We start from the raw sequence: 24,498 nt of genomic DNA on the forward strand, positions 1-24,498 counted from the left end.
ATCAGGCGATGCGGTCGATGATGAGCTGCTGGGCGGGCCTGGAGCCATCCGGTGCGATGGTGACGGCGTGGTCAAGGGCCTCCTTGGCCCGGGCAAACTTCTCCAGCGTGTCCGTCAGCAGGGTCATCAGCGGTTCGCCGGCACGCACAGATGCACCGGGCTTGGCGTGCATGCGGACGCCTGCAGCTGCCTGCACTGCGTCTTCCTTTCGGGCCCTCCCGGCGCCGAGCCGCCAGGCCGCCACGCCCACGGCGAATGCGTCGAGCTCCACGAGGACCCCGTCGGCGGGCGCGTAGATGGTTTCAGATTCCCGCGCCACCGGCAGCTTCGCCCGCGGGTCGCCGCCCTGCGCCGCGATCATCCGGTTCCAGACGTCCATCGCCCTGCCGTCCTTGAGCGCCGCGGCCGGATCGGCGTCGGAAACACCGGCGCACCGCAGCATCTCCTCCGCGAGCCTCACCGTCAGTTCGACGACGTCGGCCGGGCCGCCGCCGGCGAGGACCTCAACCGATTCCTCCACCTCGATGGCGTTGCCCGCGGTTAGCCCCAGCGGGGTGCCCATGTTGGTCAGCAGGGCCACGGTTTCCACCCCGGCGTCCTTGCCGAGGGCCACCATGGTCTCGGCAAGTTCGCGCGCGCCGGCCTCGTCCTTCATGAACGCCCCGCTGCCCACCTTGACGTCCAGCACCAGCGAGCCCGTGCCCTCGGCGATCTTCTTGCTCATGATCGACGAGGCAAGCAGCGGGATGGACTCGACAGTGCCCGTGACGTCGCGGAGTGCGTAGAGCTTCTTGTCCGCAGGGGCGAGCCCCGGTCCGGCGGCGCAGATCACCGCGCCCACCTCCTGGAGCTGGGCCAGCATTTCGGCGTTGCTCAGAGCCGCGCGCCAGCCGGGAATGGACTCCAGTTTGTCCAGCGTGCCGCCGGTGTGGCCCAGCCCGCGACCGGACAGCTGCGGCACCGCTACTCCGAAGACGGCGACGAGGGGCGCCAGCGGCAGGGTGATCTTGTCCCCCACCCCGCCGGTGGAGTGCTTGTCGGTGGTTACCTTCACGCCGCCGTCGGGCCGCCGGAGGCCGGAGAAGTCCATCCGCTGCCCCGAGGCGATCATCGCCGCGGTCCACTGCGAGATCTCGGCACGGTCCATGCCGTTGAGCAGGATGGCCATGTTCAGGGCGGCCATCTGCTCCTCCGCGATGACGCCGCGGGTATAGGCGTCGATGGTCCAGTCGATCTGCTCAGGGCTGAGTGCGCGCTTGTCGCGCTTGGTCCGGATGATGTCGACGGCGTCGAACGCCTCGTTCTTTTGGGTCACCGGGTTCCCTCCAGGTGTTCGGGGCCAAAGGCGTCGGGCAGCACCTGGTCCATGGTCCTGATCCCAAGCGTCGTCATGAGCTCCATGCCGGGCGCCCGGAACTCATACAGCAGCTGCCGGCAGCGCCCGCAGGGCATGAGGACGTTGCCGCCGCCGTCCACGCAGCAGAAGGCGCGGAGCAGGCCGCCGCCGGTCATCTGCAGGTTGCCCACGAGAACGCACTCGGCGCACAGCGTCAGGCCGTAGCTGGCATTTTCCACGTTGCAGCCGCTCACGATCCGGCCGTCTGCTGTGAGGGCCGCGGCCCCCACCGGAAAGTTCGAATAGGGCGCGTAGGCGTTCTTCATGGCGTCGAGCGCGGCGGTCTCCAGGGCCGTCCAGTCGATACTGGCGCCCTCTTCGTTGGCGTCGTTCTGCACGGCCGTCACCCCTTGGCGTACGGGATGCCGCTGGCCGGCACCCGGGTGCGCAGCAGCGCACTCATGAGCCCACTTTAGTGTCCTGCTCCATGTCCCGGTAACACGCCCGGGTAACGCGCCAGGCGCGAACGTACACTGGTGGCCCCAAAGCACAGCGCGAACTGGCAGCTAATGCCCTCAAACGTGGAGTTTGAAGGCATCAGCTGCCAGTTCGCGCTAGGGGCGACTGCTGTGCTGGCTAAAGCCGGACGAGCATTTTTCCGGTGTTGCCGCCGTCGAGCATGTCCATGAAGGCCTGCGGCGCGTTCTCCAGGCCGTCCACCACGGTCTCGTCGTAGCGGACGGTGCCGTCGGCCAGCCAGCCGGCCATCCGCCCGGCGAACTCCGCGGCATGCTGGCGCTGGCCGCCCACGAGGAACCCGCGCAGCGTGAGCTGCTTGCCGATCGCCACGGCGAGGTTGCGCGGCGCGGCCGGCGGCTCCGTCGAGTTGTACTGGGAGATGGCGCCGCACATGGCCACGCGGCCGCCCACGTTCAGGACCGACAGTGCGGCCTCGAGATGGTCTCCCCCGACGTTGTCGAAGTACACGTCGATGCCGTCACTGCCGGCGGCGGCCCTCAGCTGGTCCAGGACCGGGGCATCGCGGTAGTTGAACGCAGCGTCGAAGCCCAGGTCCAGCAGCCGGGCAACTTTCTCCGGCGTGCCCGCGCTGCCAATCACCTTTGAGGCCCCCATCGCCTTGGCGATCTGCCCCACGAGCGAGCCCACCGCACCGGCCGCGCCCGAGACGAACACGGCATCGCCGGGCTTGAACTCCGCAACCTTCAGCAGGCCTGCGTACGCAGTGAGTCCCGTCATGCCCAGCGCACCCAGGAAAGCTGATGCCGGGGCGAGGTCCGTGTCCGCGGGAGTTGTCCGCTCCGCGTCCACCACCGCATGCTCCCGCCAGCCGAGCTGATGGACGACGACGTCCCCCACCTTGTGCTTATCGGACCGGGACGCTATCACCTGACCCACCGCCCCGCCGTCGAGCGCTTTGTCCAGCGCAAACGGCGCTGAATAGGATTTGGCGTCGTTCATGCGGCCGCGCATGTAGGGGTCCACCGAGATGAACAGGTTCCGGACCAGGATCTCGCCGTCGCTGAGGGCCGGAACTGCCGTCTCGGCGAGCCTGAAGTTTTCCGGGATAGGCCGTCCTTCCGGCCGGGAGGCCAGCTGGATCTCGCGCGTGGTCGCCGGCACCGCTGTTGCTGCACCCGCACTCACGCTGCGAACTCCACGAGCGTCAGGGCGACGTCCATGTTGCCGCGCGTCACGTTGGAGTACGGGCAAATGCTGTGCGCCTTGGCCATGAGGCTCTCGGCAGTGCCGCGGTCCAGGGCGGGGAGGGCGATTTCCAGCTCGGCGGCGAGGCCGTAGCCGTCGCTGTCCTCGAGGGCGCCGAAGTGGATCTTGGCGGCGACGGCTGAGTCCGTGAGGTCTGCCCGGGCCTGCCGGCCGACCACGCGGAGTGCAGAGTGGAAGCACGCCGCATAGCCGGCGGCGAACAACTGCTCCGGATTGGTGCCCTCGCCGCTGCCGCCCAGCTCCACCGGGCTGGCGAGGTTGACGTCGAGTTTGCCGTCCTTGGTTCGCGCGGAGCCGTCGCGGCCTTCGCCGGACGCCAGGGCCTCGGCTGTGTAGAGAGTCTTCACTGTGTTTCCTTCTGGTGGGGAGGGCTGGTGGTTTGGGGGCTGCCTAGAGCGAGTCGTGCAGGGCTGCTGTGAGCTTGCCGAGGGTTTCGCGCAGCTGGTCAAGCTCGCGGGGGCTCAGGCCCGCTGCGGCAGCGAGGTGCTGCGGCACTCCGGAGGCCTTGCCACTCAGGGCCCTGCCGGCGTCGGTCAGATGCACGGCGACGCGGCGTTCATCCTCGGCCGAGCGCCGCCGCTCAACGAGGGCCAGCGCCTCGAGCCGCTTGAGGAGGGGCGAGAGGGTTCCGGAGTCGAGCCCAAGCTCCTCCCCCAGTTCCCGTACGCCGCGCGGCTCGCTTTCCCAGAGCACCAGCATGACGAGGTACTGCGGGTACGTCAGGCCCAGCTCCTCCAGGAGCGGGCGGTAGACGGCGGTGGCAGCGCGCGACGCGGAGTACAGGGCAAAGCACACTTGGCGGTCAAGGCGGGGAGCATCGGGCATACCCACAACGGTAGCGGGCAATTCAATTGTGCACAACTTACCGCCGCAAACAAGGGCGCGAACTGGCAGCTAGTGCCCTCAAAAGTGGAATTTGAGGGCGTTACCTGCCAGTTCGCGCTCGAAGCCGGGGCCTAGAGGTCGCGGATGGTGCGGAGCGCTGCGGCGGTGAGGACCTGGATGCCGAAGCCGAGGGCACGCTCGTCCAGGATGTAGTCGCCGCGGTGCAGGTCGTACTCCTCGCCGCCGGGGGTCTTGGTGCCGAGGCGCATCATGGCTCCCGGCAGCTCGGCGAGGAACCAGGCGAAGTCCTCCCCGCCCATGGACTGCGGCGTCAACACCACCGAACTCTCGCCGATCTCGGCGCGGGCCGCGGCCTCGATCAGTGCTGTCTCATGCTCGGAGTTGACCACCGGAGGAACGCCGCGGGTATGCTCCAGCCGGACGTCGACGCCGTAGGGAGCGGCCACCTGGTGCACCACTTCATCCAGCAGTTCGCCGGCGCTGTGCCACGCGTCGCGGTCCAGGCAACGCATGGTCCCTGCCATGTACCCGGTGCCGGGGATGGCGTTGGGCGCCGAGCCCGCGGAGATGTGTCCCCACACCACCGAGACCCCGCTGCGGACATCCACCCGGCGGGACAGGACGGCCGGCACGTTCACGGCAATCTGCGCCAGCGCGAAAACCAGATCCTCGGTCAGGTGCGGGCGCGAGGTGTGCCCGCCACGGCCGGATAGTTCAATCCGGATGGTGTCCGACGCCGAGGTGATGGCACCGATGCGGGTGCCGATCTTGCCCACTTCGATGCGCGGGTCGCAGTGCAGTGCCAGGATACGGGGCACGCCTTCGAGGACGCCCTGCTCGATGCAGGAGTGCGCGCCGCCGGGCATGGTTTCCTCGGCCGGCTGGAAGATGATGCGGACCGTGCCGCCCAGCGGGGACTCCTGGTGCATGCGGTGCAGCACCAGGGCGATGCCCAGCATGGTGGTGGTGTGCACGTCGTGGCCGCAGGCGTGGGTGACGCCGTGGTTCTTTGAGGCGAAGGGCAGTCCCGTTTCCTCGATGATCGGGAGCGCATCGATGTCGCCGCGCAGCGCCGTGGCAATCGGACCCTCGCCGATGTCAACGGTCAGGCCCGTACCCTCCAGCCGCCGGGGCTTGAGTCCGGCAGCCTCTAGCCGCTCCGCCAGCTTGTCGGTGGTCCGAAATTCCCTGAAGGACAGTTCGGGGTGCGCATGCAGGTCACGGCGAAAATCGATCAGTTCCGGCAGCAGGGGCTCGAGCCAGGGCCCCACGAGGGCGGTGGGCTCAGCTTCGGTAGTGTAATTGCGCACACCTCAACTGTAGCGAGACCGAAAAGATTAGCGGCATCGCCTTCTCCGCGTTACGTGTCTGCCATCTCCGCTTAACGCATTATTGGAGGGAACCGCCGGATTATCGGCGGTCCCTCCAATAAGAGGTCGGCTTGCTAGAGAACGTCGGTGTCGCCGCTGGCCTTCAGCGCGTCCACCGCCTGCTTCACCCGCTGGGAGTGCTGCTTGGTGGTAACCAGCAGCGCATCCGGCGTGTCCACAATGACGACGTCCTTGATGCCGATCAGTGCGATGACGCGCTTGGTGTCCGAGACCACCACGCCGCTGGCGTTTTCGGTGAAGACGCGGGCGCCCTCGCCGAGGACGGTCACCTCGTCCACTTCCTTGGCGCTGTTCAGCCGGCCCACGGAGGCGAAGTCACCAACGTCGTCCCAGCGGAAGGAGCCGGGTACGACGGCGACGTCCCCGGCCGCCGCTGCGGGCTCGGCCACGGCGTAGTCAATGGCGATCTTGGGCAGGGTGGGCCAGATCCGGGCGGTGACCTCGTCCCGCTGCGGGGTGTCCCAGGCCTGGGCGATTTTCTGGAGGCCGGTGAACAGCTCGGGCTGGTTCGCTTCCAGGTGCTTGAGCATAAGGGAAACGGGCGCCACGAACATGCCGGCGTTCCAGACGTACTCACCGCTGTCCACGTACTGCTGGGCGACGTCTTCGTTCGGCTTTTCCACGAACTCCACTACCGCCTGGGCGCTGGGCGCGCCGGGGATGCGCAGCGAGTTCCCGGACCGGATGTAGCCGAAGCCCGTAGACGGGTGCGTCGGCTTGATGCCGATGGTCACGATCTTGCCGGCCGCGGCGGTGTGGATGGCTTCGCGGACGGCATCCTGGAACAGCCCGTCCGGGCTGATCACGTGGTCCGCCGCGAAGGAACCCATGATGACGTCCGGATCCCGCTGGTGCAGGATGGCCGCGGCCAGGCCGATTGCGGCCCCGGAGTCCTTGGGCTCACTCTCGAGCACGAGGTCGGCGTCCTGGACCTCGGGCAGCTGGCTGCACACGGCGTTCCGGTGCGCCACGCCGGTGACCACGAGGACGCGGTTGCCGGCCAGCGGTTCAAGGCGGTCGTAGGTGGCACGAAGGAGCGTGCTGCCGGAACCGGTGAGGTCATGAAGGAATTTGGGAGCTGCTGCACGTGACAGAGGCCAGAGGCGGGTCCCCACACCGCCCGCAGGAATCACAGCGATAAAACGGCTGAGAGGTGAATCCTGGCTTGTCACTTTGTCGTTACTCATCAAGGCCTACTTTAGCCGACGCACCCCAGGGCGGCCTTTCGCGGCCGCCCAGCATGCGGATACAGTGGCAACAGATGTGGTCTTCGTCTCAAAATTGCCGAAAATCCGTACAGTACGTGGCGGGCAAGGAACGCCTGAATTGAATAAGCTGTAAGCGAAGCCTAGATTTAGGCCTGAGCTACGAGTGCTCTCGCAGCAGGCGTTTCCCCCGGCGTGGATCCCGCGCCAGCGCCGCTGTGTTCAGGGAGGTTTATTCAGTGCCGACGAAACCAGCTGGCACCTTGTACCGCGGCCGTGAAGGCATGTGGTCCTGGGTTGGACACCGCATTACAGGTGTTGTGATCTTTTTCTTCTTGTTGGTCCATGTGCTGGACACCTCCCTGGTGAGGGTGTCGCCCGAGGCCTACACCGCTGTAATCGGTGCCTACAAGAACCCGCTGATGGCCCTGGGTGAAACGGGCCTCGTCGCAGCGATCGTGTTCCACGCCTTCAACGGCCTGCGGATCATCGCCGTCGACTTCTGGAAGAAGGGCGCCAAGTACCAGCGCCAGATGCTTTGGGTGGTGCTGGGCCTGTGGGTCGTCACCATGGTCGCCTTCGCCATCCGCCACCTATCCCTCGCGCTCGGAGGTCACTAAGCCATGTCTGCAACTGAGATCCAGTCCCCGCGCAGCGGACAGATCGCCGGCAAGCCCGAGTCCGGCAAGATCGCCCCGAAGTACCGCCGCAACGGCAGCTCCCGCGGCAACTTCGAAATGCTGGCCTGGCTGTTCATGCGCCTCTCCGGCGTGGTCCTGGTGGTGCTGATCTTCGGCCACCTCATCGTGAACCTCCTGGTGGGCGAAGGCATCCACGCCATCGACTTCGGCTTCGTTGCCGGCAAGTGGGCAGATCCGTTCTGGCAGTTCTGGGACCTGGCCATGCTGTGGCTCGCCATGCTGCACGGCACCAACGGCGTGCGCACCATCATCAACGACTACGCCGAGAAGGATTCCACCCGCTTCTGGCTCAAGATGGTTCTCTACGCAGCCTCCGCCGTCATCATCATCCTCGGCACCCTGGTGATCTTCACCTTCAACCCGTGCCCGGTGGTGGACGGCGTCCAGCTGCCCGGCGGCTTCTGCCCCGCGTAGCATCCCCTGGCGGCCCGCCATCCCTTGGCGGGCCGCAGTTTTGTGCGGAGACGGCTCAGGCCGCCCGCTGTTTTATTGCGAATTTTGAGAGAAAGAGCGTCTGGTATGCAGGTCCATAAGTACGACGTCGTCATCGTCGGTGCCGGTGGCGCCGGGATGCGCGCCGCGATCGAGTCCGGTCAGCGTGCGCGAACAGCAGTACTGACCAAGCTGTACCCCACCCGCTCCCACACGGGTGCGGCGCAGGGCGGCATGTGTGCAGCCCTGGCCAATGTCGAGGAAGACAACTGGGAATGGCACACCTTCGACACCATCAAGGGCGGCGACTACCTGGTTGACCAGGACGCCGCCGAGGTCATGGCCAAGGAAGCCATCGACGCGGTGCTGGACCTCGAGAAGATGGGCCTGCCGTTCAACCGCACGCCCGAGGGCCGCATCGACCAGCGCCGCTTCGGCGGCCACACCCGTGACCACGGCAAGGCTCCGGTGCGCCGCGCGTGCTACGCCGCCGACCGCACGGGCCACATGATCCTGCAGACCCTGTACCAAAACTGCGTCAAGCACAACGTTGAGTTTTACAACGAGTACTACGTCCTGGACCTCCTGACCGTCGAGGAGGACGCCGTGCGTGAGGACGGCACGCCGTTCAAGCAGAAGCGCGTGGCCGGCGTCGTGTCCTACGACCTCGCCTCCGGCGAGCTGCACGTCTTCCAGGCCAAATCCGTGGTGTTCGCCTCTGGCGGCGCCGGCAAGGTCTTCAAGACCACCTCAAATGCCCACACCCTGACCGGTGACGGCATGGGCATCGCGTTCCGCCGCGGCATCCCCCTGGAGGACATGGAGTTCTTCCAGTTCCACCCGACCGGCCTCGCCGGCCTGGGCATCCTCCTGTCCGAGGCCGCCCGCGGTGAAGGTGCCATCCTGCGCAACTCCGAGGGTGAGCGCTTCATGGAGCGCTACGCCCCCACCATCAAGGACCTTGCCCCGCGTGACATCGTGGCCCGCTCCATGGCCAACGAGGTCCGCGAAGGCCGCGGCTGCGGTCCGAACAAGGACTATGTGCTCCTTGACCTGACGCACCTTGAGCCGGCCCACATCGACGCCAAGCTGCCGGACATTACCGAGTTCGCCCGCACCTACCTCGGCGTGGAGCCCTACACGGAGCCGGTCCCCGTCTTCCCGACGGCCCACTACGCCATGGGCGGCATCCCGACGAACATCACCACCGAGGTCCTGCAGGACAACGACACTGTTGTTCCGGGCCTCTACGCCGCCGGCGAAGTGGCCTGCGTTTCCGTGCACGGCTCCAACCGTCTGGGCACCAACTCCCTGCTGGACATCAACGTGTTCGGCAAGCGCGCCGGCATCGCCGCCGCTGAATACGCCAAGACGGCCGACTTCGTGGAGCTGCCGGAGAACCCGGAAGCCTTCACGATCGGGCTGCTGGACGTGGCCCGCAACGCCAATGGCACCGAGAAGGTCTCCGCAATCCGTAAGGAACTGCAGGACACCATGGACGCCAACATGCAGGTGTTCCGCACGGCTGACACGCTCAACCAGGTCCTCAGGGACATCGAGTCCTTCGAGGAGCGCTACCAGCGCATCAACGTCCAGGACAAGGGCAAGCGCTTCAACCTTGACCTGCTGGAGGCCGTTGAACTCGGGTTCCTGCTGGAACTGGCCCGGGTCATGACGGTGGCTGCCCTGCACCGTGAGGAATCCCGCGGCGGCCACTTCCGCGAGGACTTCCCGGACCGCGACGACGAAAAATTCATGAAGCACTCCATGGCGTACAAAGAAGACCACGCACCGGCCGACGGTTCCGCGGAGGAGGCAATCGCCGGTGTCCGGCTTGCCACCAAGCCGGTTGTCTTTACGCGCTACGAGCCGATGGTGAGGAAGTACTAATATGTCCGCTGAACTTGCTGAGCCAGCCTCCAAGATCGAACTTCCCGCCGGTGTTGGCGGCGGCGGGGAAATCCCGACGTTCGACATCACCCTGCGCGTCCGCCGCTACGACCCCGAGGTTTCCGCCGAAGCCCGCTGGGACGACTACAAGCTGACCATGTACGGCACGGACCGCGTGCTGGACGCCCTGCACAAGATCAAGTGGGAAATCGACGGTAGCGTCTCCTTCCGCCGCTCGTGCGCCCACGGCGTTTGCGGTTCCGATGCCATGCGCATCAATGGCCGAAACCGTCTCGCCTGCAAGACCCTGCTGAAGGACCTGGACACGTCCAAGCCCATCACGGTTGAGCCCATCAAGGGCCTTCCGGTGGAGAAGGACCTGATCGTGGACATGGAGCCGTTCTTCCAGTCCTTCCGCGAGGTCATGCCGTTCCTCATCAACAAGGGCCACGCCCCCACGAAGGAACGCCTGCAGTCCGCCGAAGACCGTGAGCGCTTCGACGACACCACCAAGTGCATCCTGTGCGCCGCGTGCACGTCGTCCTGCCCGGTGTTCTGGACCGACGGCCAGTACTTCGGCCCGGCAGCGATCGTCAACGCCCACCGGTTCATCTTCGACTCCCGTGACGATGCCGGCGACATGCGCCTGGAGATCCTCAACGACAAGGAAGGCGTGTGGCGCTGCCGCACCACCTTCAACTGCTCGGAGGCTTGCCCCCGCGGTATCCAGGTCACACAGGCCATCGCAGAGGTCAAGCAGGCCATCCTGGCCCGCAAGATCTAAGGATTAAACGCGGACGACGGCGTCGCTCACCGCGTACGGTAAACGTACGGTGAGCGGCGCCGTCGTCGTTTTCCCGGCAGAGCCACTCGCACCACACGAAAGAAGACAACGTGTCCCGCTCCGAAAAAGTCTCGTTCGAAGGCACCACCGGCGAACTGCTCTCCGGCATCCTCGATGTGCCGGACGGCCCGGTGAAGGGCTGGGGAGTCTTCTCGCACGGCTTCACGCTGGGCAAGGACAGCCCCGCGGCGTCCCGGATATGCAAGGCGCTGGCGGACAACGGGATCGGCATGCTCCGCTTCGACAACGTGGGCCTCGGCGGCTCAGCGGGCCAGTGGTCCGCCGGGTCCTTCAGCCACAAGGTGGCGGACACCGTCCGTGCTGCGGAGTACATGCGGGCCGAGGGCCGGGCCATCTCCCTGCTCGTGGGGCATTCCTTCGGCGGCGCTGCCGTCCTCGCCGCCGCGTCCGAGATCCCGGAGCTCGATGCGGTCGCCACGGTCGGGGCGCCCTTCTCCCCCAAGCACGTGGCCCACGTCTTCGATGCGGCGCTGGACAAAATCCTCAGCGAAGGCAGCGCCGAGGTGGACCTGGGCGGCAAGCGCGTGGAGATCCGCCGGCACTTCGTGGAGGACCTGGAGAACGCCGACCTCACCGACTGCATCAAGCGGCTGCACAAGCCCCTGATGGTCCTGCACTCCCCCACGGACAACACGGTGGGCATCGAGAACGCCAGCACGATCTTCCAGACGGCCCGCCATCCGCGGAACTTCGTCTCGCTGGAGGGCAGCGACCATCTGCTGACCGGCAAGGGGCAGGCGGCGCGGGCCGCGAAGATTATCGCGGCGTGGGCCGACCAGTACCTCGACGCCGGACACTGACGCCCGCGGGGCGCGGATGCCCGGCCGGGTGGTATCCTTCCACCGGCGTCTTTCCGGGCTGCACCTGCCGTGGCCCCCAGCCGGTGGTCTTCGCTGCCGGCGAGGCCTTCAGGTCCTCCTCACGGATCGCTGACCAGGCCGCTGCCACGAGGTAGACCTGGCTGACCAGGTTGAACCAGATCAGCAGCCCGATGATGATCGCGAACGGCGCCAGGATGGGGTTGCGTCCGGCACCGGCCAGCAGTTCGGTGCTGAAGACCTGCAGCGCAGTGGTACCCACGCCCGCGAGGATGGTTCCTTCCAGCAGCGCCCGCCGGGACAGCTTCAGGCCGCCGGCCAGGCGGAACATGATCAGCGCCGTGATCCAGTTCAGGACCAGCGGCACGGCGATCTTGATCAGCGCCGCCATCGGGCCGGCCACCGCCTGGTCCAGGCGTAGCTGCTCCATCGCCCAGCCCGCCGCGGTGCCGAACACGAGGGAGGCACCCGAACTGATGACCAGGGCGACGCCGAGCAGCAGCAGCGTGCCGGCGTCGTGCAGTTTGAGGACCACCGGATTGAGCTTGAGCGGGCCCAGCATCATCACGCCGCGGAGCCCCTCCCGGGCACCGGCGATCCAGCCCAGGGACGTGATGACGGTAACGACGGCGGCGATCACTGCCGTCCAGCCGAGACCGTCGGGGTTCAGGAGGTCCTTCGGATCGACAAGCCCATCCCCGCCGTCGACCTTCAGCAGCCCAGGGGCGCTTGCGGCCACGCTGGCGGTGATCCGGTCCAGGAGTGCCGGCTGGCCGCGCAGCGCCAGCCCGGCGATGGAGAACCCGGTGGCCAGCAGGCCGGTGATGGAGAAGAACATGTTGAAGCCGATGCCCGCACTCATCAGCGGACCGTGCTGCCGGGTGTAGTGCTGCCAGGCCCGCATCGGGCGGAAGGCGTTCAGCCGGGCCTGCAGCCACTGGACCAGGGCCATGAGCTGGGGAAACGTTCCCTTGCCGGACCTGCGGGCCTTGCCCCACTCCACCTGCTTGCGGATGACCTCCAGCAACAGCTGCGCACGCTCAGTGGGGAGCGGTGGCTCCGTCGGCGTTTGGTGCCCGGAGTGCGTCCCGTTCGTCGTCTGGTTCGGTACCAAAGTCAAGCTCTTCCCGTAGCTGCCAAATACCGTTGGTGTCGTGCTCGTAAAGTCCCATGCTAACCACCGGGAAGGTGGCCCTGTAGTCTTTCAGCACCGTTTCGGCCTCATCGAGGCTTTCGGGTGCGACGTCGTGGGCAATGGTCACATGGGGATGGTAGGCAAAAGGCAGCTCACGTTCGAGCGGTCCGGTCTGGAGCTTTTCGTGCAGGTCGACGCATTCCTGGAAGCCGTCCTCCACGTTGATGAAGACCACCGGGGAGACGGGCCGGAAGGACCCCGTTCCGCAGATGGTCACCATGAACGGCGCCTGCGTCCGGGCCACCTGCCGCACATGGTCACGGGCCGTTTCCCAGTCATTGGTGGGCGTGGTGGTGACCAGCGTGATGTGCGCCGGTATGACCGTGGCCATGGGGTCCCCGAAGGACGCCCGCCACCGCTGCAGTTCCTCGGCGATTTCAGGCGGGAAGCCCAGAATGACCCCTAGGCTCATTCCGTTGCTGACTCCGCTGTTGGCGGGCATGGGGGCCGGCATCTCGCTAGCGGGCTCCGGCATATGGCAGGAAGCCGGTCTTGGCATAAACGTCCGCAAGGGTGGCGGAGGCGATCGTGCGGGCCTTGTCGGCACCGTGGGCCAGCAGGCGGTCCAGCTCGGCCGGGTCCGCGAGCAGTTCGTTCGCGCGGTCGCGGATCGGCGTCAGGCGCTCCGTCACCACCTCGGCAAGGTCCACCTTGAGGTGGCCGTACATCTTGCCCTGGTATTCGCCGACGAGGGCGTCCACAGACTTTCCGGTGATGGCCGAGTAGATGGTCAGCAGGTTGGAGACCCCGGGCTTGGTTTCCCGGTCGAAGCGGATCTCTGTTTCCGTGTCCGTGACCGCAGACTTGATCCGCTTGGCCGTGACCTTGGGCTCGTCGAGCAGGTTGATCAGCCCGGCGGGTGAGTCCGCGGACTTGGACATCTTGGCGGTGGGGTTCTGCAGGTCGTAGATCTTCGCCGATTCCTTCTGGATGAAGGGCTTGGGCACGGTGAAGGTCTCGCCGAAACGGGTGTTGAAGCGTGCGGCGAGGTCGCGGCTGAGCTCGACGTGCTGGCGCTGGTCCTCACCGACGGGGACGCCGTGCGGCTGGTAGAGCAGGATGTCCGCGGCCTGCAGGATGGGGTAGGTGAACAGGCCAACGCTGGCGTGTTCCGAGCCCTGCTTGTGAGCTTTGTCCTTGAACTGCGTCATGCGGGACGCCTCGCCGAAGCCGGTGATGCAGTTCAGGACCCAGGCCAGCTGGGCGTGTTCGGGAACCTGGGACTGGACGAACAGGGTGCACTTGTCCACGTCCACGCCGCCGGCAATGTACTGCGCCGCCGTGACCCGCGTCCGGCGAGCCAGTTCGGCGGGATCCTGGGGAACTGTGATCGCGTGCAGGTCCGGAATGAAGAAGACGGCGTCATACTCATCCTGCATGCGCACCCAGTTGACGAGGGCGCCGAGGTAGTTGCCAAGGTGCAGCGAATCGGCGGAGGGCTGCATGCCGGAAAGGATCCGGTGCCGGATCTCGGTAGCCGGCTGCGTTCCGTTTGCTGCTTCGGGCTGCGCAGCAGCGGCGTCGGTCACGGTGGAAGTGGAGGTCATTCGTCGAAACCTTTGGAGCTAGAGCCGGTAGTCCACTACCAGCGGGGCATGGTCAGAGAAGCGGGTGTCCCACGAGGGTGCCCGGTCCACGGTGGCCGAAACTGCTGCGGCCGCGAGGGCGGGGGTGGCCAGGTGGTAGTCGATGCGCCAGCCGGTGTCGTTGTCGAAGGCCTGGCCGCGCTGCGACCACCAGGTGTAGGGGCCGTTGACGTTACCCGCCAGGCCCCTGTGAACATCCTTCCAGCCGATCTCCTCACCGAAAAAGCGGTCAAAGTAGGCACGCTCCTCGGGCAGGAAGCCGGCACGCTTGACGTTGCCCTTCCAGTTCTTGATGTCCAGCTCAGTGTGGCCGACGTTCAAGTCGCCGGTCACCAGAGCGTGGTCGCTGTGCTTGGTGAGCTCGGGCAGACGCGTGCTCATGAGATCCAGGAAGCGGTATTTGTCCTCCTGCTTGGGGGTGCCGGCCTCGCCGGAGTGCACGTAAGCGCTCACAACGGTCAGCTGGGAGGCGTTGCCCTCGGCGTCGCGGACGCGGAAGTCCGCCTCCACCCAGCGGCCGGCCGCGGCGAAGTAGTCGTCGCCGATGTGGTCGCGGGTGACGAGGGGCTCTTCGCGGGAGGCGATGGCGACGCCGGCGCGGCCCTTGGCCTCGGCTTCGGCGTGCAGGATGTGCCACCCTTCGCCGATGAGCTGGCGGACGATGGCGTCAGGGGCCCGGACTTCCTGCAGCGTCAGAATGTCCACTTCGCGGGTCGCGAGCCATTCCGACATGCCCTTTTTGTAGGCAGCACGGAGGCCGTTGACGTTGACTGTTGCGATGCGAAGGTGGTCCTTCTTCAATGCCGAGCTCACCCGTTCCACTCTAGTCGATGATGGTTCCGGTCACGGGCTCGCCGGAGCCGCCGGACGACTTGATCATGTCACGTGCGTTGGTGGCGGTGATCTCGATGGTCTCCAGGGCGCGGCGGATGGTGTCCTGGTCCGCGGCTGCGCCCTTGGCCTGTTCCTGCTCCACCACGCGCACCTGCACCTGCACGATCTTGAAGGAGTGGTCCAGCTTCATGTCCCGGATCTCCTCCGCCTCGCCGCGTTCGCGGACCAGGCGGGTTCCGCCGTGGTCGGCCGAAACGGTGGAGGGCGCGCGGCCCGCGGCAGCGTTGAACGCGTTGTGCGCCTCGTTGATCTTCGCGCCGGCCTTCTTGGCCGCCCGCTGGATGCTGAAGACCACGAAGGAAGCCAGCGCCAGCCAGAACAGCGCGATGACGGCGACAACCCAGCCGACGACGTCGTTCTGGTTGGCGGCGAAGATCACTGCCACCAGGAAGGCGGTGATCAGGACCAGCAGGCCCGGACCGCTGATGCGGAACATGGAGAATCCGCCCCGGCCCGGGGTGGAGGAAGACTTGGAGCTGCCCAGAGATTGCATGAAGCTATTCTCTCAAATCCCCGGACCGCCCCAGGACGCTTCCACCGGCGGCGAACACCTGTCTACTTCAGGAACAGGCTCCGCAGCCTGCCGGTGGTGAGCATCAGGCCCAGCACGATCATCACCAGGTAGTAGCCCACGTGGATGGCCGTCGCCGGGGTGAAGGAGGCCGCGCTGATCTGCCGCAGCAGCTCCACACCGTGCCACAGCGGCATGGCCTGGATCAGCCACTGGATGTATTCGGGGTAGACGCTCAGCGGATAGAAGGTGGCGCTGAACAGGAACATCGGCAGCATGATGAAGTTCACCCAGTCCATCTGTTGGAAGGTCTTCATGAAGCTCGTGATGCCCATACCGAAGCTGGCGAATCCGAACGCGATCAGCACCGAGGCCGGAATCATCAGCAGCGCCCACGGGGTGGTGATCAGGCCCATCAGCCCCATGACCGCCGTGAACCCGGTGGCGTACAGCAGGCCGCGCAGCAGGGCCAGGATGATCTCGCCGATGGCCACGTCCAGGGGCCCGAGCGAGGTGTACAGCATCCCCTGGTAGAGCTTGGCGAAGTTCATCTTGAAGAAGACATTCCAGGTGGAGTCGTACACCGCCCCGTTCATGGCCGAGACCGCAAGGAGCGCCGGGGCAATGTACGCCGCATAGCTGATCTCCTGGCCGCCCGGGCCGGAGACGGAACCCACCACGGCACCCATCCCGACGCCCATGGAAATCAGGAACAGCACCGGCTCGAAGAACCCGGACAGCATGACCATCCAGTTGCTGCTCTTAGTGGCCATCAGCCCGCGCCCGATCACCGCGCGGGCGTTGCGCGAGTACAGCGGGCCGAAGCGCCGGTTCCGGGCTTCCTCGGTGACGGCGTGTCCCTGGGTCAGGAGTGTCACTGCCCCATCCTCCTGACGAATTGGCGCTTGGTGAGCACCCAGCCGAACCAGGCCAGGGCCAGCAGGAACACGACGTGGATGATGGTCAGCACCGGGGATTCCTCGTAGCCGAACGTCATCACCCGGCCCAGCTCCGTGCCGTGCCATATGGGCGAAATCCAGCCGATCCAGCGGACCAGCACGGGCAGCGTGTCCAGCGGGAAGAACGTGCCGGAGAACAGGAACAGCGGCATGACGATGAACCGCATCACCATGGCGAACTGGCCCTTGTCCTCCTTGATGGATGCGGCGTACGCCATGAGCGGCAGGCCGAACGAGAGCCCGGCCAGGGTTGCCACCAGCACGGAGCCCCAGCCCCAGCCACTCGGTGATGCGCCAAACAGGGCCACGATCACGAAGTAGATGACAGACTGCAGCAGGAACCGCAGGGTCACCGCGATGATCTGCCCCGCCGCGATCTGTTCCGGTGTCAGCGGGGAGGCGTGCGGTCCATAGTAGACGCGGCGCCATTTGAAGCCGTCCATCACGGGGAACGTGAATTCGGTGGCGGCGGTCATGACCGCGGCAGAGACGAGCAGTGCCGGCGCGATGAAGGCGATGTAGCTGACCCCGCCGAACTCGGAGACGGCGTTGGTGTCCACCAGCGTGGCCAGGCCGACGCCCATCGCGAACAGGTACGCGGCGGGCTGGCCCACGCTGTACAGGAAGATGGACCAGCCGTACCCCTTCATGACGCGCAGGACCTGCTCGGCGTAGTAGAAAGCACCCCAGCGCCGCGCCCTGGCGGCCGCCACCTCCGGAGCATGCGCGCGCAGGGTGCGTCCCGCCGTCGTACCATCCGCAGCAGCCAGCGGCTCAGTCAACGAGGCTCCTGCCGGTAAGCCGGAGGAACACGTCCTCCAGCGAGGACCTGCGCACCAGCGACGTCAGCGGCCGCAGCCCGCGGCCGGAAACTTCCTCCAGCGCGGCCTCGCCGTCGTGCGTGTAGATGAGTACCCGGTCCGGGAGCGTTTCCAGGCGTTCGCCGATGCCCTCGAGCTCGGCCCCGATGCTGGCGTTGCGCTCCGACCCGAACCTCAGCTCCAGGACCTCGCGGGTGGAGTAGTCCCGGATGAGGGCGGCCGGCGATCCCTCCGCCATGATCCGTCCCTTGTCCACCACGATCAGCCGGTCGCAAAGCTGCTCGGCCTCGTCCATGTAGTGCGTGGTGAGGATAAGCGTGACGCCCTGCTCCTTCAGGCGGAACAGCCGGTCCCACAGGATGTGCCGCGCCTGCGGATCCAGTCCGGTGGTGGGCTCGTCGAGCAGCAGGATGCGGGGTTCGTTGATGAGCGAGCGCGCGATGGTGAGGCGGCGTTTCATGCCGCCGGACAGGGCGTCCACCTTGGACTTGGCCTTGTCCGTCAGCTGAGCGAACTCGAGGAGCTCGTCGGCCTTGGGTTTGAGGTAGCTCATGGGCAGGCCGAAGTAGCGGCCGTAGACGAGCAGGTTGTCCCTGACTTTGAGTTCCTCGTCCAGGTTGTCCTGCTGCGGTACCACGCCCAGGTGCGCCCGCACCTCGGGACCGTTCTGCTCGGGATCCAGCCCCATGATGGTCAGGTTCCCGGACGTCCGCTGGGACACTCCGCCGATCATTTTCATGGTGGTGGACTTGCCCGCGCCGTTCGGCCCCAGCAGCCCGAAGGACTCCCCCGCGGGAACGCTGAAGGAAATGCCGTCGACGGCGATAACGTCGCCGTAGGTCTTGGTCAGGTTCTCTGCGGTAATGACATACTGCGGCGCGGCGGGCTCTTTGTGGTTCTCGGGCCCTGTCTCGTGAGCGGGCACAGGCTTCTTGGACGTTCCTTGGGCGGAATGGAGTTCTGGCACCCCATCACGCTAGTACGCGGCGCGGGCCAAAGGAATAGCTAAATCTCAAAAACGCGGCAGGCGCTACCTGCGGTTCCCCCGGGAATCCCCCCGCAGGACCTCCAGCCGCTGGCGGTATTCGGTCTCATCAATTTCGCCCCGCGCGTAGCGCTCGCGCAGGACGCTTTCGCCGCCGCGGGCCGTGGCCCACTCGTGGTTCCTGCGCCAGGTGCGCCGGGCGAAGAAGATCAACAGGCCGATCACCAGGATCCAGAACAGCGGGAACAGCAGGAACCATGGCGAGAATCCTGTGCCCCACGGGCCGTGGGCGACGGGATCGGCCAGCAGCTGCGCGGACTGGACCGTCAAAGTGGTGGCTAGGGATGAAGTCATGTTGTGCTCCCAAATCTCGGTACGGGCCGGCTTTCGGCTCTGGTTCGAGTCTGGCCGTCCGACGGTGGCGGGTCGTCCGACGCCGGGAGTCACCTTGGGTGCCCCGCGTACTCCGCCGGGAGTCACGCGCCTGCTGCCTCAGCCGGCCCAGCCGGGCCGGACGAGCCCCGATTCGTAGGCCAGCACCACCAGCTGGGCGCGGTCGCGGACCAGCAGCTTGGTCATGATGCGTGAGACGTGCGTCTTCGCCGTGAGCGGCGTGATCACCAGCCGCTCCGCGATCTCGGCGTTGTTCAGGCCCTCGCCCACGAGCCGCAGGACTTCGCGCTCACGCTCGGTGATGTTCGCCAGCTTCGCCGGGGCCGCCGTCGCCCGGTACTGCAGCGCCAGCTGGGCCATGATACGCCGGGTCACCGACGGCGAGAGCAGGGCGTCTCCGTCATGGACCACACGGACGGCCCGGAGCAGCTCCTCGGGTTCGGTGTCCTTCACCAGGAACCCTGCCGCCCCGGCCCGCACCGCCTCCGCAATGTATTCGTCCAGTTCGAAGGTGGTGAGGATGATGATGCGCGTGCCGGCGAGGCCCTGGTCCGCCATGATCTTCCGGGTGGCCTCCAGTCCGTCCATCTCGGGCATGCGGATGTCCATGAGCACCACGTCGGGGCGCTCCCGGGCGGCCAGGCGGACTGCGTCGCGGCCGGTGCCGCACTCGGCCACCACCTCCATATCCGGTTCGGCGTTCAGGAGGGCGCGGAAGCCGGCGCGGATGAGGGTCTGGTCGTCGGCCAGCAGGATGCGGATCACCGCGCCTCCTGTCCGGGTCCCGGCAAGGGGCCGGCCAGCGGCCCGGCGACCGGGATCACCGCGCGGACCCGCCAGCCCGGATGCAGCGGCGCAAGGTTTAGCGGCGCCACCTGCAGCGAACCTCCGGCTGCGGCGGCCCTCTCCCGCATCCCCGTCACCCCGTTGCCTTCCGGCACTCCGACGGCCCCCGCGCCGTCGTCGTCAACGGTCACGGTGAGCTGCGTGCCTTGGCTACCTGGCGGCGTCGGGCCCTCCAGGGCAAGGACGACGGCGGCCTTCCGGGCGCCGGAATGCCGCACCACGTTGGTCAACGCCTCCTGGACGATCCGGTACGCGGCTTCCTGGACGGCATTCGGAAGCTGCCGCACAGCGGCGGCCTCCGGCTGGGTCAGGCTGACCTCAAGCCCCGCACGACGGGCGTCGTCGGCGAGCCCGGGAATCCTGTCCAGCCGCGGCGGCGGCGCGGGACTCAGCGGGGCGTCCTCGCGGAGCACGCCCAGGAGCTGGCGCACCTCGGCGAGCGAATCCTTGCTCGCGGCTTTGATGGCTTCCAGCGCGGGGCGGAACTGGGCGGGGTCCTTCTCCCCCAGGTGCAGTGCCACCGAGGCACGGACGTTGATCAGCGACAGGGAATGGGCAACGACGTCGTGGATGTCCCGGGCGAGCGTCAGCCGGTACTCGTCGCGGGCAGCCTGTTCGCGCGCCTCGCGCTGGCGGTGGCGTTCCGCCACCCGTTCCGTGCGGAGCCTGATGCCCTCCCCCATCAGCACCAGAATGGCCAGCCATGACGTGCCGGCGAAGGCCCGGACCAGTCCGAACTCGTCACCGCCGGCTGCCGCGCCGGCCATCAGCACCGCTGCGCAGGCCCCGGCCACGGTCCAGGTCTGCCAGCGCTTCCCGGCCGCCGCGGACAGCACGATCGCCAGCGCCAGCGACAGGAACACCGGACCCCACGCGTAGCCGAGCGCCAGGTAGGCAGCCACGGAAGCCGCCGCGGCAGGAAGCATGACCAGCGGAGCGCGGCGCCGCAGCGACAGGGAGGCCGGCCCCGCCAGCAGCAGGACGAACGCGAGGGCATCCAGCGGCCGGTGGTCCGGCTGCCGGGCGGAGGCGAAGCCAGTGCCCACCACCTCGAAGACGGCCACGGCCACCACGATGGCTGCTGTGGGCGGTCCCCGGAAACGGTGCTGCATAGGTCCGAGCCTAGCCGGGAAGGCCCCGCCCGTCGTCGGCTTAAGGGCGTAGGGCGCCTACTCCCGAAGGAGTAGACGCCCCACCCGCCCCCTAACTTCGCAAGCTCGGCCAGGGAACCCTGCGGGCGTGGGCCCAGCTAGTCATACCGACGCCTGCTGGCTAAGCGATGCCCGCCTGGCGTTCCGCGGTTTCCACCACGTTTGCCAGGAGCATGGCGCGGGTCATCGGACCCACGCCGCCCGGGTTCGGGGACAGCCAGGCGGCGACGTCGGCAGCGTCGGGGTGCACGTCTCCGGTGACCACCGCCTTGCCGGTGCCGTCGTCCACGCGGCTCACGCCGACGTCGAGCACGATGGCACCCGGCTTCAGGTCCTCCGCCCTGACCAGGTGCGGCACGCCGGCCGCGGCGATCACGACATCGGCCTGCCGGAGTTCGGCGGCCAGGTCGGTGGTGCCGGTGTGTGCCAGCACCACAGTGGCGTTGACGTCCTTGCGGGTCAGCAGCAGGCCCACCGGGCGGCCGATGGTCACACCGCGCCCCACCACGAGGACCCGCTTGCCCTTCAGGTCAATACCGTGCCGGGTGAGCAGTTCCACACAGCCCTTGGGGGTGCAGGGCAGCGGGGACTTCATGGGACCGCTGATGTTGGCCACGAGCCGGCCCAGGTTCATCGGGTGCAGGCCGTCGGCGTCCTTGTCCGGATCCATGGCCTCCAGGATGACGTCCTGGTCGATGTGCTTGGGCAGCGGCAGCTGGACGATGTAGCCCGTGCACTCCGGGTTATCGTTCAGCTCGCGGACCACGGCCAGGAGCTCGTCCTGGGTGGTTTCCTCGGGCAGGTCACGGCGGATGGAGTTGATTCCCACCTCGGCGCAGTCCTTGTGCTTGCCGCCCACGTACCAGGTGCTGCCGGGGTCGGACCCCACCAGGATGGTGCCCAGTCCCGGAGTGACGCCCTTGGCCTTGAGTGCGGCCACGCGTTCGGTCAGCTCTGCCTTGATGGCGGCGGCGGTAGCCTTGCCGTCAAGGATCTGCGCGGTTTTTGCGGTTTCAGTCACGGATCACCACTGCTCGTGCTGCGGGTACAGCGGGAAGTCGGCGGCGAGCTTGTCCACGCGGGCCTGCAGGGCCTCGACGTCCGTGGCGGAGCCGGCCTTCAGGGCGGTGGCGATGATCTCGGCAACCTCGGTGAATTCCGTGGCGCCGAAGCCGCGGGTGGCCAGGGCCGGGGTGCCGATGCGCAGGCCGGAGGTGACCATCGGCGGGCGCGGGTCGAACGGCACGGCGTTGCGGTTGACGGTGATGCCCACGGAGTGCAGGAGGTCCTCGGCCTGCTGGCCGTCCAGCTGCGAGTTGCGCAGGTCCACCAGGACCAGGTGAACGTCGGTGCCGCCGGTGAGGACGGACACGCCTGCCTCGGCAACGTCGGACTGGTTGAGGCGGTCGGCGATGATCTTGGCGCCTTCCAGGACGCGCTCCTGGCGCTCCTTGAATTCGGCGGTGCCGGCGATCTTGAAGGCCACGGCCTTGGCGGCGATGACGTGCATGAGCGGTCCGCCCTGCTGGCCCGGGAAGACGTTGGAGTTGAGCTTCTTGGCCCACTCCTGCTTGGCCAGGATCACACCCGAGCGGGGGCCGGCGAGGGTCTTGTGCACGGTGGAGGTGACGACGTCGGAGTGCGGCACCGGGCTCGGGTGCAGGCCTGCTGCCACGAGGCCGGCGAAGTGTGCCATGTCCGTCCAGAGCAGGGCGCCCACTTCATCGGCGATGGAGCGGAACGCGGCGAAGTCGAGGTGGCGCGGGTAGGCGGACCAGCCGGCGATGATCACCTGCGGCTTCTCGGCGATGGCCTGCTCGCGGAGCTTGTCCATGTCAACGCGGAAGGTGTCCTGCTCCACCTGGTAGGCGGCCACGTTGTAGAGCTTGCCGGAGAAGTTCAGCTTCATGCCGTGCGTGAGGTGCCCGCCGTGGGCCAGGGACAGGCCCAGGATCTTGTCACCGGGGGTGATCATGGCGGAGAGCGCGGCGGCGTTGGCCTGAGCGCCGGAGTGCGGCTGGACGTTGGCGTATTCGGCACCGAACAGGTCCTTGACCCGGTCAATCGCCAGCTGCTCGGCGACGTCGACGTACTCGCAGCCACCGTAGTAGCGGCGGCCCGGGTAGCCCTCGGCGTACTTGTTGGTCAGAACGGAGCCCTGGGCTTCCATGACGGCGCGGGGGGCGAAGTTTTCAGAGGCGATCATTTCCAGGGTGCCGCGCTGGCGGCCGAGTTCCTGGTCCAGTACTGCGGCGATCTCGGGATCGAGCTCAGCCAGCGGCTGGTTGCTGACGGCGGAGGTGCTAACGGAAGTCGGTGAAGTGGTCACGAAGAACTCCTGGCTAGGGACGGGCACTGCTAAAGGTCAGGCTACCGGCTGGAACGTTGCTCCGCCCGTCAGTGACCACCATCCGGAAACGTTCCGGGCGCAGGTCTATTCAGGGCGCCGCAGCGCAATCGGGTGGCCGCTCTTCGAGAAGCGCAGCGCTACCGGCAAAACATGACCCTCGGCCCAGGCGTACGATCCGTGGTCTTCGTGAATGCCGCTCCCTGGTGGTTAGCCACCCAAACGCCAGTTGCGACGCCACCACACTATCAAAAGCGCGACCGACGCGCGGGTAGGCTGTTCTTCGTGAATGAAGACCAGCTCGCCAAATCGTACGTCGTAACCCTGTCCTGCCCCGACCGCCCGGGCATCGTCCACGCCGTGGCCGGCGCCCTGCTCGTGGCGGGTTGCAATATTACGGACTCCCAGCAGTACGGCAGCGAGTCCACCGGGACCTTCTTCATGCGCGTGGAAGCCACCACCACCGCCTCCCAGAGCGAAGTGGTCGCCGCCCTGGAGCCGGTGGCCGACGCCTTCGGCATGCAGTGGAACCTGAACCCCGTGGGCCGGAAGGTCCGCACCCTGCTGATGGCAAGCAAGTCCGCCCACTGCCTCAATGACCTCCTGTTCCTGCAGCGCTCCGGCACGCTCCCCATCGAGATTCCGGCGATTGTCTCCAACCACCGCGATCTGGCCGGGCTGGCCGAGTTTTACGGCATTCCGTTCCACTACATCCCGGTGACGGCCGACACGAAGGAGCAGGCCGAGGACCAGCTGCGCAAGATCATCGCCGAAGAGGGTGTCGAACTGACCGTCCTGGCCCGTTACATGCAGATCATCTCCGATGACCTGTGCACCGAGCTGACCGGCAAGGCCATCAACATCCACCACTCCTTCCTGCCGTCCTTTAAAGGCGCCAAGCCCTACCACCAGGCCCATGCCCGCGGCGTGAAGCTGATCGGGGCCACCGCGCACTACGTCACCGCTGCGCTGGACGAGGGCCCGATCATCGAGCAGGAAGTCATCCGGGTGGACCACGCGCGCACGCCGGAGCAGTTCGTGCAGATGGGCCGGGACGTGGAAGGCCGCACCCTCGCCCAGGCCGTGCAGTGGCACGCCGAACACCGCGTGCTCCTGGACGGCAACCGGACGGTCGTCTTTAACTGACGCTCCGCCTTTAGCGGGGCTGGCCAGCGGTTCACACAGGGAGGGTTTTAACCAAGACTGGTTAACACAATGACCCTGCTGACGGAAACCTCACTGGAACCCTTCATTGCCCTGCTCAAGGCACAGGGCAGGCACGCGGTGCTGGACGTGTGCTGCGGGCCGGGCGACGACGGCCTGCGGTTCGTCCAGGCCGGGATCCACTACACGGGCGTTGACCCCTTCGACGGCAATGTCCGGTACGCCATGGCCCGCCGGCTGAGCGTGTCCGTGGCGGAGCCGACGCGACTGCCCTTCGCCGCGAACACGTTTCCGGCAGTGTGGGCGGTCCAGTCCCTGGAGGGCCTAACCGCAGACCAGGCGGACGACGTCGTGCGGGAACTGGAGCGGGTGGCAGAACCGGGTGCGCCGATCGCCGTCGTCCTTCCCTGACCCCG

Annotated in this window: 27 protein-coding genes and 1 riboswitch; of the genes, 7 read left to right on the plus strand and 20 right to left on the minus strand. The window is 67.0% G+C overall.

Translation table 11 applies throughout. The features are described 5' to 3' along the window. Position 1: 1 nt before the first annotated feature. The 7 genes from ACTHQX_RS03855 to ACTHQX_RS03885 all read right to left on the minus strand — a co-directional run bounded on the left by ACTHQX_RS03855 (position 2) and on the right by ACTHQX_RS03885 (position 6,506). Positions 2 to 1,315: a thymidine phosphorylase gene (locus ACTHQX_RS03855; RefSeq protein ID WP_440155749.1), complete on the minus strand. Its 1,314-nt coding sequence runs from the start codon at positions 1,313 to 1,315 to the stop codon at positions 2 to 4. Further along, positions 1,312 to 1,743 (minus strand): cytidine deaminase, encoded by a 432-nt coding sequence (locus ACTHQX_RS03860; protein WP_440155751.1) that lies wholly within the window; start codon positions 1,741 to 1,743, stop codon positions 1,312 to 1,314. Before ACTHQX_RS03860 ends, ACTHQX_RS03855 begins: the two co-directional genes overlap by 4 nt. Before the next feature lie 229 nt (positions 1,744 to 1,972). After that, entirely contained in the window at positions 1,973 to 3,001 is a 1,029-nt protein-coding gene (locus ACTHQX_RS03865) for an NADP-dependent oxidoreductase (protein ID WP_440155752.1), read from the minus strand. After that, a complete protein-coding gene (locus ACTHQX_RS03870; protein ID WP_440155753.1) occupies positions 2,998 to 3,429 on the minus strand; it encodes an organic hydroperoxide resistance protein in 432 nt (143 codons plus the stop codon). The genes ACTHQX_RS03865 and ACTHQX_RS03870 overlap by 4 nt, the downstream gene beginning before the upstream one ends. Positions 3,430 to 3,472: 43 nt before the next feature. Continuing rightward, the gene (locus tag ACTHQX_RS03875) at positions 3,473 to 3,907 is read right to left on the minus strand and encodes a MarR family winged helix-turn-helix transcriptional regulator (RefSeq protein ID WP_440155754.1); all 435 of its coding nucleotides are present in this window, start codon (positions 3,905 to 3,907) and stop codon (positions 3,473 to 3,475) included. Between the two features lie 131 nt (positions 3,908 to 4,038). Further along, complete coding sequence (locus ACTHQX_RS03880; RefSeq protein WP_236807642.1) at positions 4,039 to 5,238, minus strand: amidohydrolase; 1,200 nt, start codon at positions 5,236 to 5,238, stop codon at positions 4,039 to 4,041. 134 nt (positions 5,239 to 5,372) lie between these two features. Beyond that, on the minus strand, positions 5,373 to 6,506 hold the full coding sequence (locus ACTHQX_RS03885) for a mannose-1-phosphate guanylyltransferase (RefSeq protein ID WP_236807641.1): 1,134 nt from the start codon (positions 6,504 to 6,506) through the stop codon (positions 5,373 to 5,375). A gap of 257 nt (positions 6,507 to 6,763) precedes the next feature. Between ACTHQX_RS03885 and sdhC the strand changes: the two genes are divergently transcribed. From sdhC to ACTHQX_RS03910, 5 genes are all read left to right on the plus strand, one after another. Further along, positions 6,764 to 7,144 carry a succinate dehydrogenase, cytochrome b556 subunit gene (gene sdhC / locus ACTHQX_RS03890; RefSeq protein ID WP_076798412.1) on the plus strand — a complete coding sequence of 127 codons (381 nt, stop codon included), beginning with the start codon at positions 6,764 to 6,766 and terminating at the stop codon, positions 7,142 to 7,144. Between the two features lie 3 nt (positions 7,145 to 7,147). Then, positions 7,148 to 7,639, plus strand: coding sequence for a succinate dehydrogenase hydrophobic membrane anchor subunit (locus tag ACTHQX_RS03895; RefSeq protein ID WP_236807640.1), 492 nt, complete (start codon positions 7,148 to 7,150; stop codon positions 7,637 to 7,639). 105 nt (positions 7,640 to 7,744) lie between these two features. Next, positions 7,745 to 9,547 carry a succinate dehydrogenase flavoprotein subunit gene (gene sdhA / locus ACTHQX_RS03900; RefSeq protein WP_236807639.1) on the plus strand — a complete coding sequence of 601 codons (1,803 nt, stop codon included), beginning with the start codon at positions 7,745 to 7,747 and terminating at the stop codon, positions 9,545 to 9,547. 1 nt (position 9,548) lies between these two features. Next, a complete protein-coding gene (locus tag ACTHQX_RS03905) occupies positions 9,549 to 10,331 on the plus strand; it encodes a succinate dehydrogenase iron-sulfur subunit (RefSeq protein ID WP_111904067.1) in 783 nt (260 codons plus the stop codon). Positions 10,332 to 10,441: 110 nt separating this feature from the next. Then, positions 10,442 to 11,212, plus strand: a complete 771-nt coding sequence (locus ACTHQX_RS03910; RefSeq protein ID WP_236807638.1) for an alpha/beta hydrolase family protein — start codon at positions 10,442 to 10,444, stop codon at positions 11,210 to 11,212. On the opposite strand, the gene ACTHQX_RS03915 is transcribed toward ACTHQX_RS03910, so the two are convergent. The 13 genes from ACTHQX_RS03915 to glyA form a co-directional block, all read right to left on the minus strand. Further along, entirely contained in the window at positions 11,169 to 12,233 is a 1,065-nt protein-coding gene (locus tag ACTHQX_RS03915) for a YihY/virulence factor BrkB family protein (RefSeq protein WP_236809055.1), read from the minus strand. The genes ACTHQX_RS03910 and ACTHQX_RS03915 overlap by 44 nt on opposite strands. 37 nt (positions 12,234 to 12,270) lie before the next feature. Beyond that, positions 12,271 to 12,867 carry a 2'-5' RNA ligase family protein gene (locus ACTHQX_RS03920; RefSeq protein ID WP_236807637.1) on the minus strand — a complete coding sequence of 199 codons (597 nt, stop codon included), beginning with the start codon at positions 12,865 to 12,867 and terminating at the stop codon, positions 12,271 to 12,273. 16 nt (positions 12,868 to 12,883) lie between these two features. After that, the gene (trpS, locus tag ACTHQX_RS03925) at positions 12,884 to 13,972 is read right to left on the minus strand and encodes a tryptophan--tRNA ligase (RefSeq protein WP_440155756.1); all 1,089 of its coding nucleotides are present in this window, start codon (positions 13,970 to 13,972) and stop codon (positions 12,884 to 12,886) included. Between the two features lie 18 nt (positions 13,973 to 13,990). Beyond that, positions 13,991 to 14,824, minus strand: a complete 834-nt coding sequence (locus ACTHQX_RS03930; protein ID WP_440155758.1) for an exodeoxyribonuclease III — start codon at positions 14,822 to 14,824, stop codon at positions 13,991 to 13,993. Positions 14,825 to 14,834: 10 nt separating this feature from the next. After that, on the minus strand, positions 14,835 to 15,398 hold the full coding sequence (locus tag ACTHQX_RS03935; RefSeq protein WP_236807634.1) for a hypothetical protein: 564 nt from the start codon (positions 15,396 to 15,398) through the stop codon (positions 14,835 to 14,837). A 62-nt stretch (positions 15,399 to 15,460) separates the two neighbouring features. Then, positions 15,461 to 16,294, minus strand: a complete 834-nt coding sequence (locus ACTHQX_RS03940) for an ABC transporter permease (RefSeq protein ID WP_440155760.1) — start codon at positions 16,292 to 16,294, stop codon at positions 15,461 to 15,463. Continuing rightward, the gene (locus ACTHQX_RS03945; protein ID WP_440155762.1) at positions 16,291 to 17,157 is read right to left on the minus strand and encodes an ABC transporter permease; all 867 of its coding nucleotides are present in this window, start codon (positions 17,155 to 17,157) and stop codon (positions 16,291 to 16,293) included. Before ACTHQX_RS03945 ends, ACTHQX_RS03940 begins: the two co-directional genes overlap by 4 nt. Then, a complete protein-coding gene (locus tag ACTHQX_RS03950) occupies positions 17,150 to 18,121 on the minus strand; it encodes an ABC transporter ATP-binding protein (RefSeq protein ID WP_440155835.1) in 972 nt (323 codons plus the stop codon). The genes ACTHQX_RS03945 and ACTHQX_RS03950 overlap by 8 nt, the downstream gene beginning before the upstream one ends. 105 nt (positions 18,122 to 18,226) lie before the next feature. Beyond that, positions 18,227 to 18,535, minus strand: a complete 309-nt coding sequence (locus tag ACTHQX_RS03955; RefSeq protein WP_440155763.1) for an SHOCT domain-containing protein — start codon at positions 18,533 to 18,535, stop codon at positions 18,227 to 18,229. A gap of 138 nt (positions 18,536 to 18,673) precedes the next feature. Then, on the minus strand, positions 18,674 to 19,339 hold the full coding sequence (locus tag ACTHQX_RS03960) for a response regulator (protein ID WP_440155765.1): 666 nt from the start codon (positions 19,337 to 19,339) through the stop codon (positions 18,674 to 18,676). Beyond that, positions 19,336 to 20,532 carry a sensor histidine kinase gene (locus ACTHQX_RS03965; protein WP_440174536.1) on the minus strand — a complete coding sequence of 399 codons (1,197 nt, stop codon included), beginning with the start codon at positions 20,530 to 20,532 and terminating at the stop codon, positions 19,336 to 19,338. The genes ACTHQX_RS03960 and ACTHQX_RS03965 overlap by 4 nt, the downstream gene beginning before the upstream one ends. 160 nt (positions 20,533 to 20,692) lie before the next feature. Continuing rightward, the gene (locus ACTHQX_RS03970) at positions 20,693 to 21,592 is read right to left on the minus strand and encodes a bifunctional methylenetetrahydrofolate dehydrogenase/methenyltetrahydrofolate cyclohydrolase (protein ID WP_236807628.1); all 900 of its coding nucleotides are present in this window, start codon (positions 21,590 to 21,592) and stop codon (positions 20,693 to 20,695) included. A gap of 3 nt (positions 21,593 to 21,595) precedes the next feature. Further along, positions 21,596 to 22,900, minus strand: a complete 1,305-nt coding sequence (gene glyA, locus ACTHQX_RS03975) for a serine hydroxymethyltransferase (RefSeq protein WP_236807627.1) — start codon at positions 22,898 to 22,900, stop codon at positions 21,596 to 21,598. 174 nt (positions 22,901 to 23,074) lie between these two features. After that, positions 23,075 to 23,161, minus strand: a riboswitch (ZMP/ZTP riboswitch). A gap of 42 nt (positions 23,162 to 23,203) precedes the next feature. Between glyA and purU the strand changes: the two genes are divergently transcribed. Continuing rightward, positions 23,204 to 24,064, plus strand: coding sequence for a formyltetrahydrofolate deformylase (gene purU, locus ACTHQX_RS03980; RefSeq protein ID WP_440155769.1), 861 nt, complete (start codon positions 23,204 to 23,206; stop codon positions 24,062 to 24,064). 69 nt (positions 24,065 to 24,133) lie between these two features. Further along, on the plus strand, positions 24,134 to 24,493 hold the full coding sequence (locus ACTHQX_RS03985) for a class I SAM-dependent methyltransferase (RefSeq protein ID WP_440155770.1): 360 nt from the start codon (positions 24,134 to 24,136) through the stop codon (positions 24,491 to 24,493). Positions 24,494 to 24,498: the final 5 nt, after the last annotated feature.

It is taken from the genome of Arthrobacter sp. SAFR-023 (assembly GCF_051965295.1).
Classification (GTDB): domain Bacteria; phylum Actinomycetota; class Actinomycetes; order Actinomycetales; family Micrococcaceae; genus Arthrobacter.

What these genes read in the sequence shown, in the direction of transcription:
- ACTHQX_RS03875 (WP_440155754.1), bottom strand. Translation starts at nt 3,907, where the DNA reads ATGCCCGATGCTCCCCGCCTTGACCGCCAAGTGTGCTTTGCCCTGTAC.
- trpS (WP_440155756.1), bottom strand. Translation starts at nt 13,972, where the DNA reads ATGACCTCCACTTCCACCGTGACCGACGCCGCTGCTGCGCAGCCCGAA.
- ACTHQX_RS03895 (WP_236807640.1), top strand. Translation starts at nt 7,148, where the DNA reads ATGTCTGCAACTGAGATCCAGTCCCCGCGCAGCGGACAGATCGCCGGC.
- ACTHQX_RS03955 (WP_440155763.1), bottom strand. Translation starts at nt 18,535, where the DNA reads ATGACTTCATCCCTAGCCACCACTTTGACGGTCCAGTCCGCGCAGCTG.
- ACTHQX_RS03985 (WP_440155770.1), top strand. Translation starts at nt 24,134, where the DNA reads ATGACCCTGCTGACGGAAACCTCACTGGAACCCTTCATTGCCCTGCTC.
- sdhA (WP_236807639.1), top strand. Translation starts at nt 7,745, where the DNA reads ATGCAGGTCCATAAGTACGACGTCGTCATCGTCGGTGCCGGTGGCGCC.
- ACTHQX_RS03905 (WP_111904067.1), top strand. Translation starts at nt 9,549, where the DNA reads ATGTCCGCTGAACTTGCTGAGCCAGCCTCCAAGATCGAACTTCCCGCC.
- ACTHQX_RS03885 (WP_236807641.1), bottom strand. Translation starts at nt 6,506, where the DNA reads ATGAGTAACGACAAAGTGACAAGCCAGGATTCACCTCTCAGCCGTTTT.
- ACTHQX_RS03920 (WP_236807637.1), bottom strand. Translation starts at nt 12,867, where the DNA reads ATGCCCGCCAACAGCGGAGTCAGCAACGGAATGAGCCTAGGGGTCATT.
- ACTHQX_RS03965 (WP_440174536.1), bottom strand. Translation starts at nt 20,532, where the DNA reads ATGCAGCACCGTTTCCGGGGACCGCCCACAGCAGCCATCGTGGTGGCC.
- ACTHQX_RS03935 (WP_236807634.1), bottom strand. Translation starts at nt 15,398, where the DNA reads ATGCAATCTCTGGGCAGCTCCAAGTCTTCCTCCACCCCGGGCCGGGGC.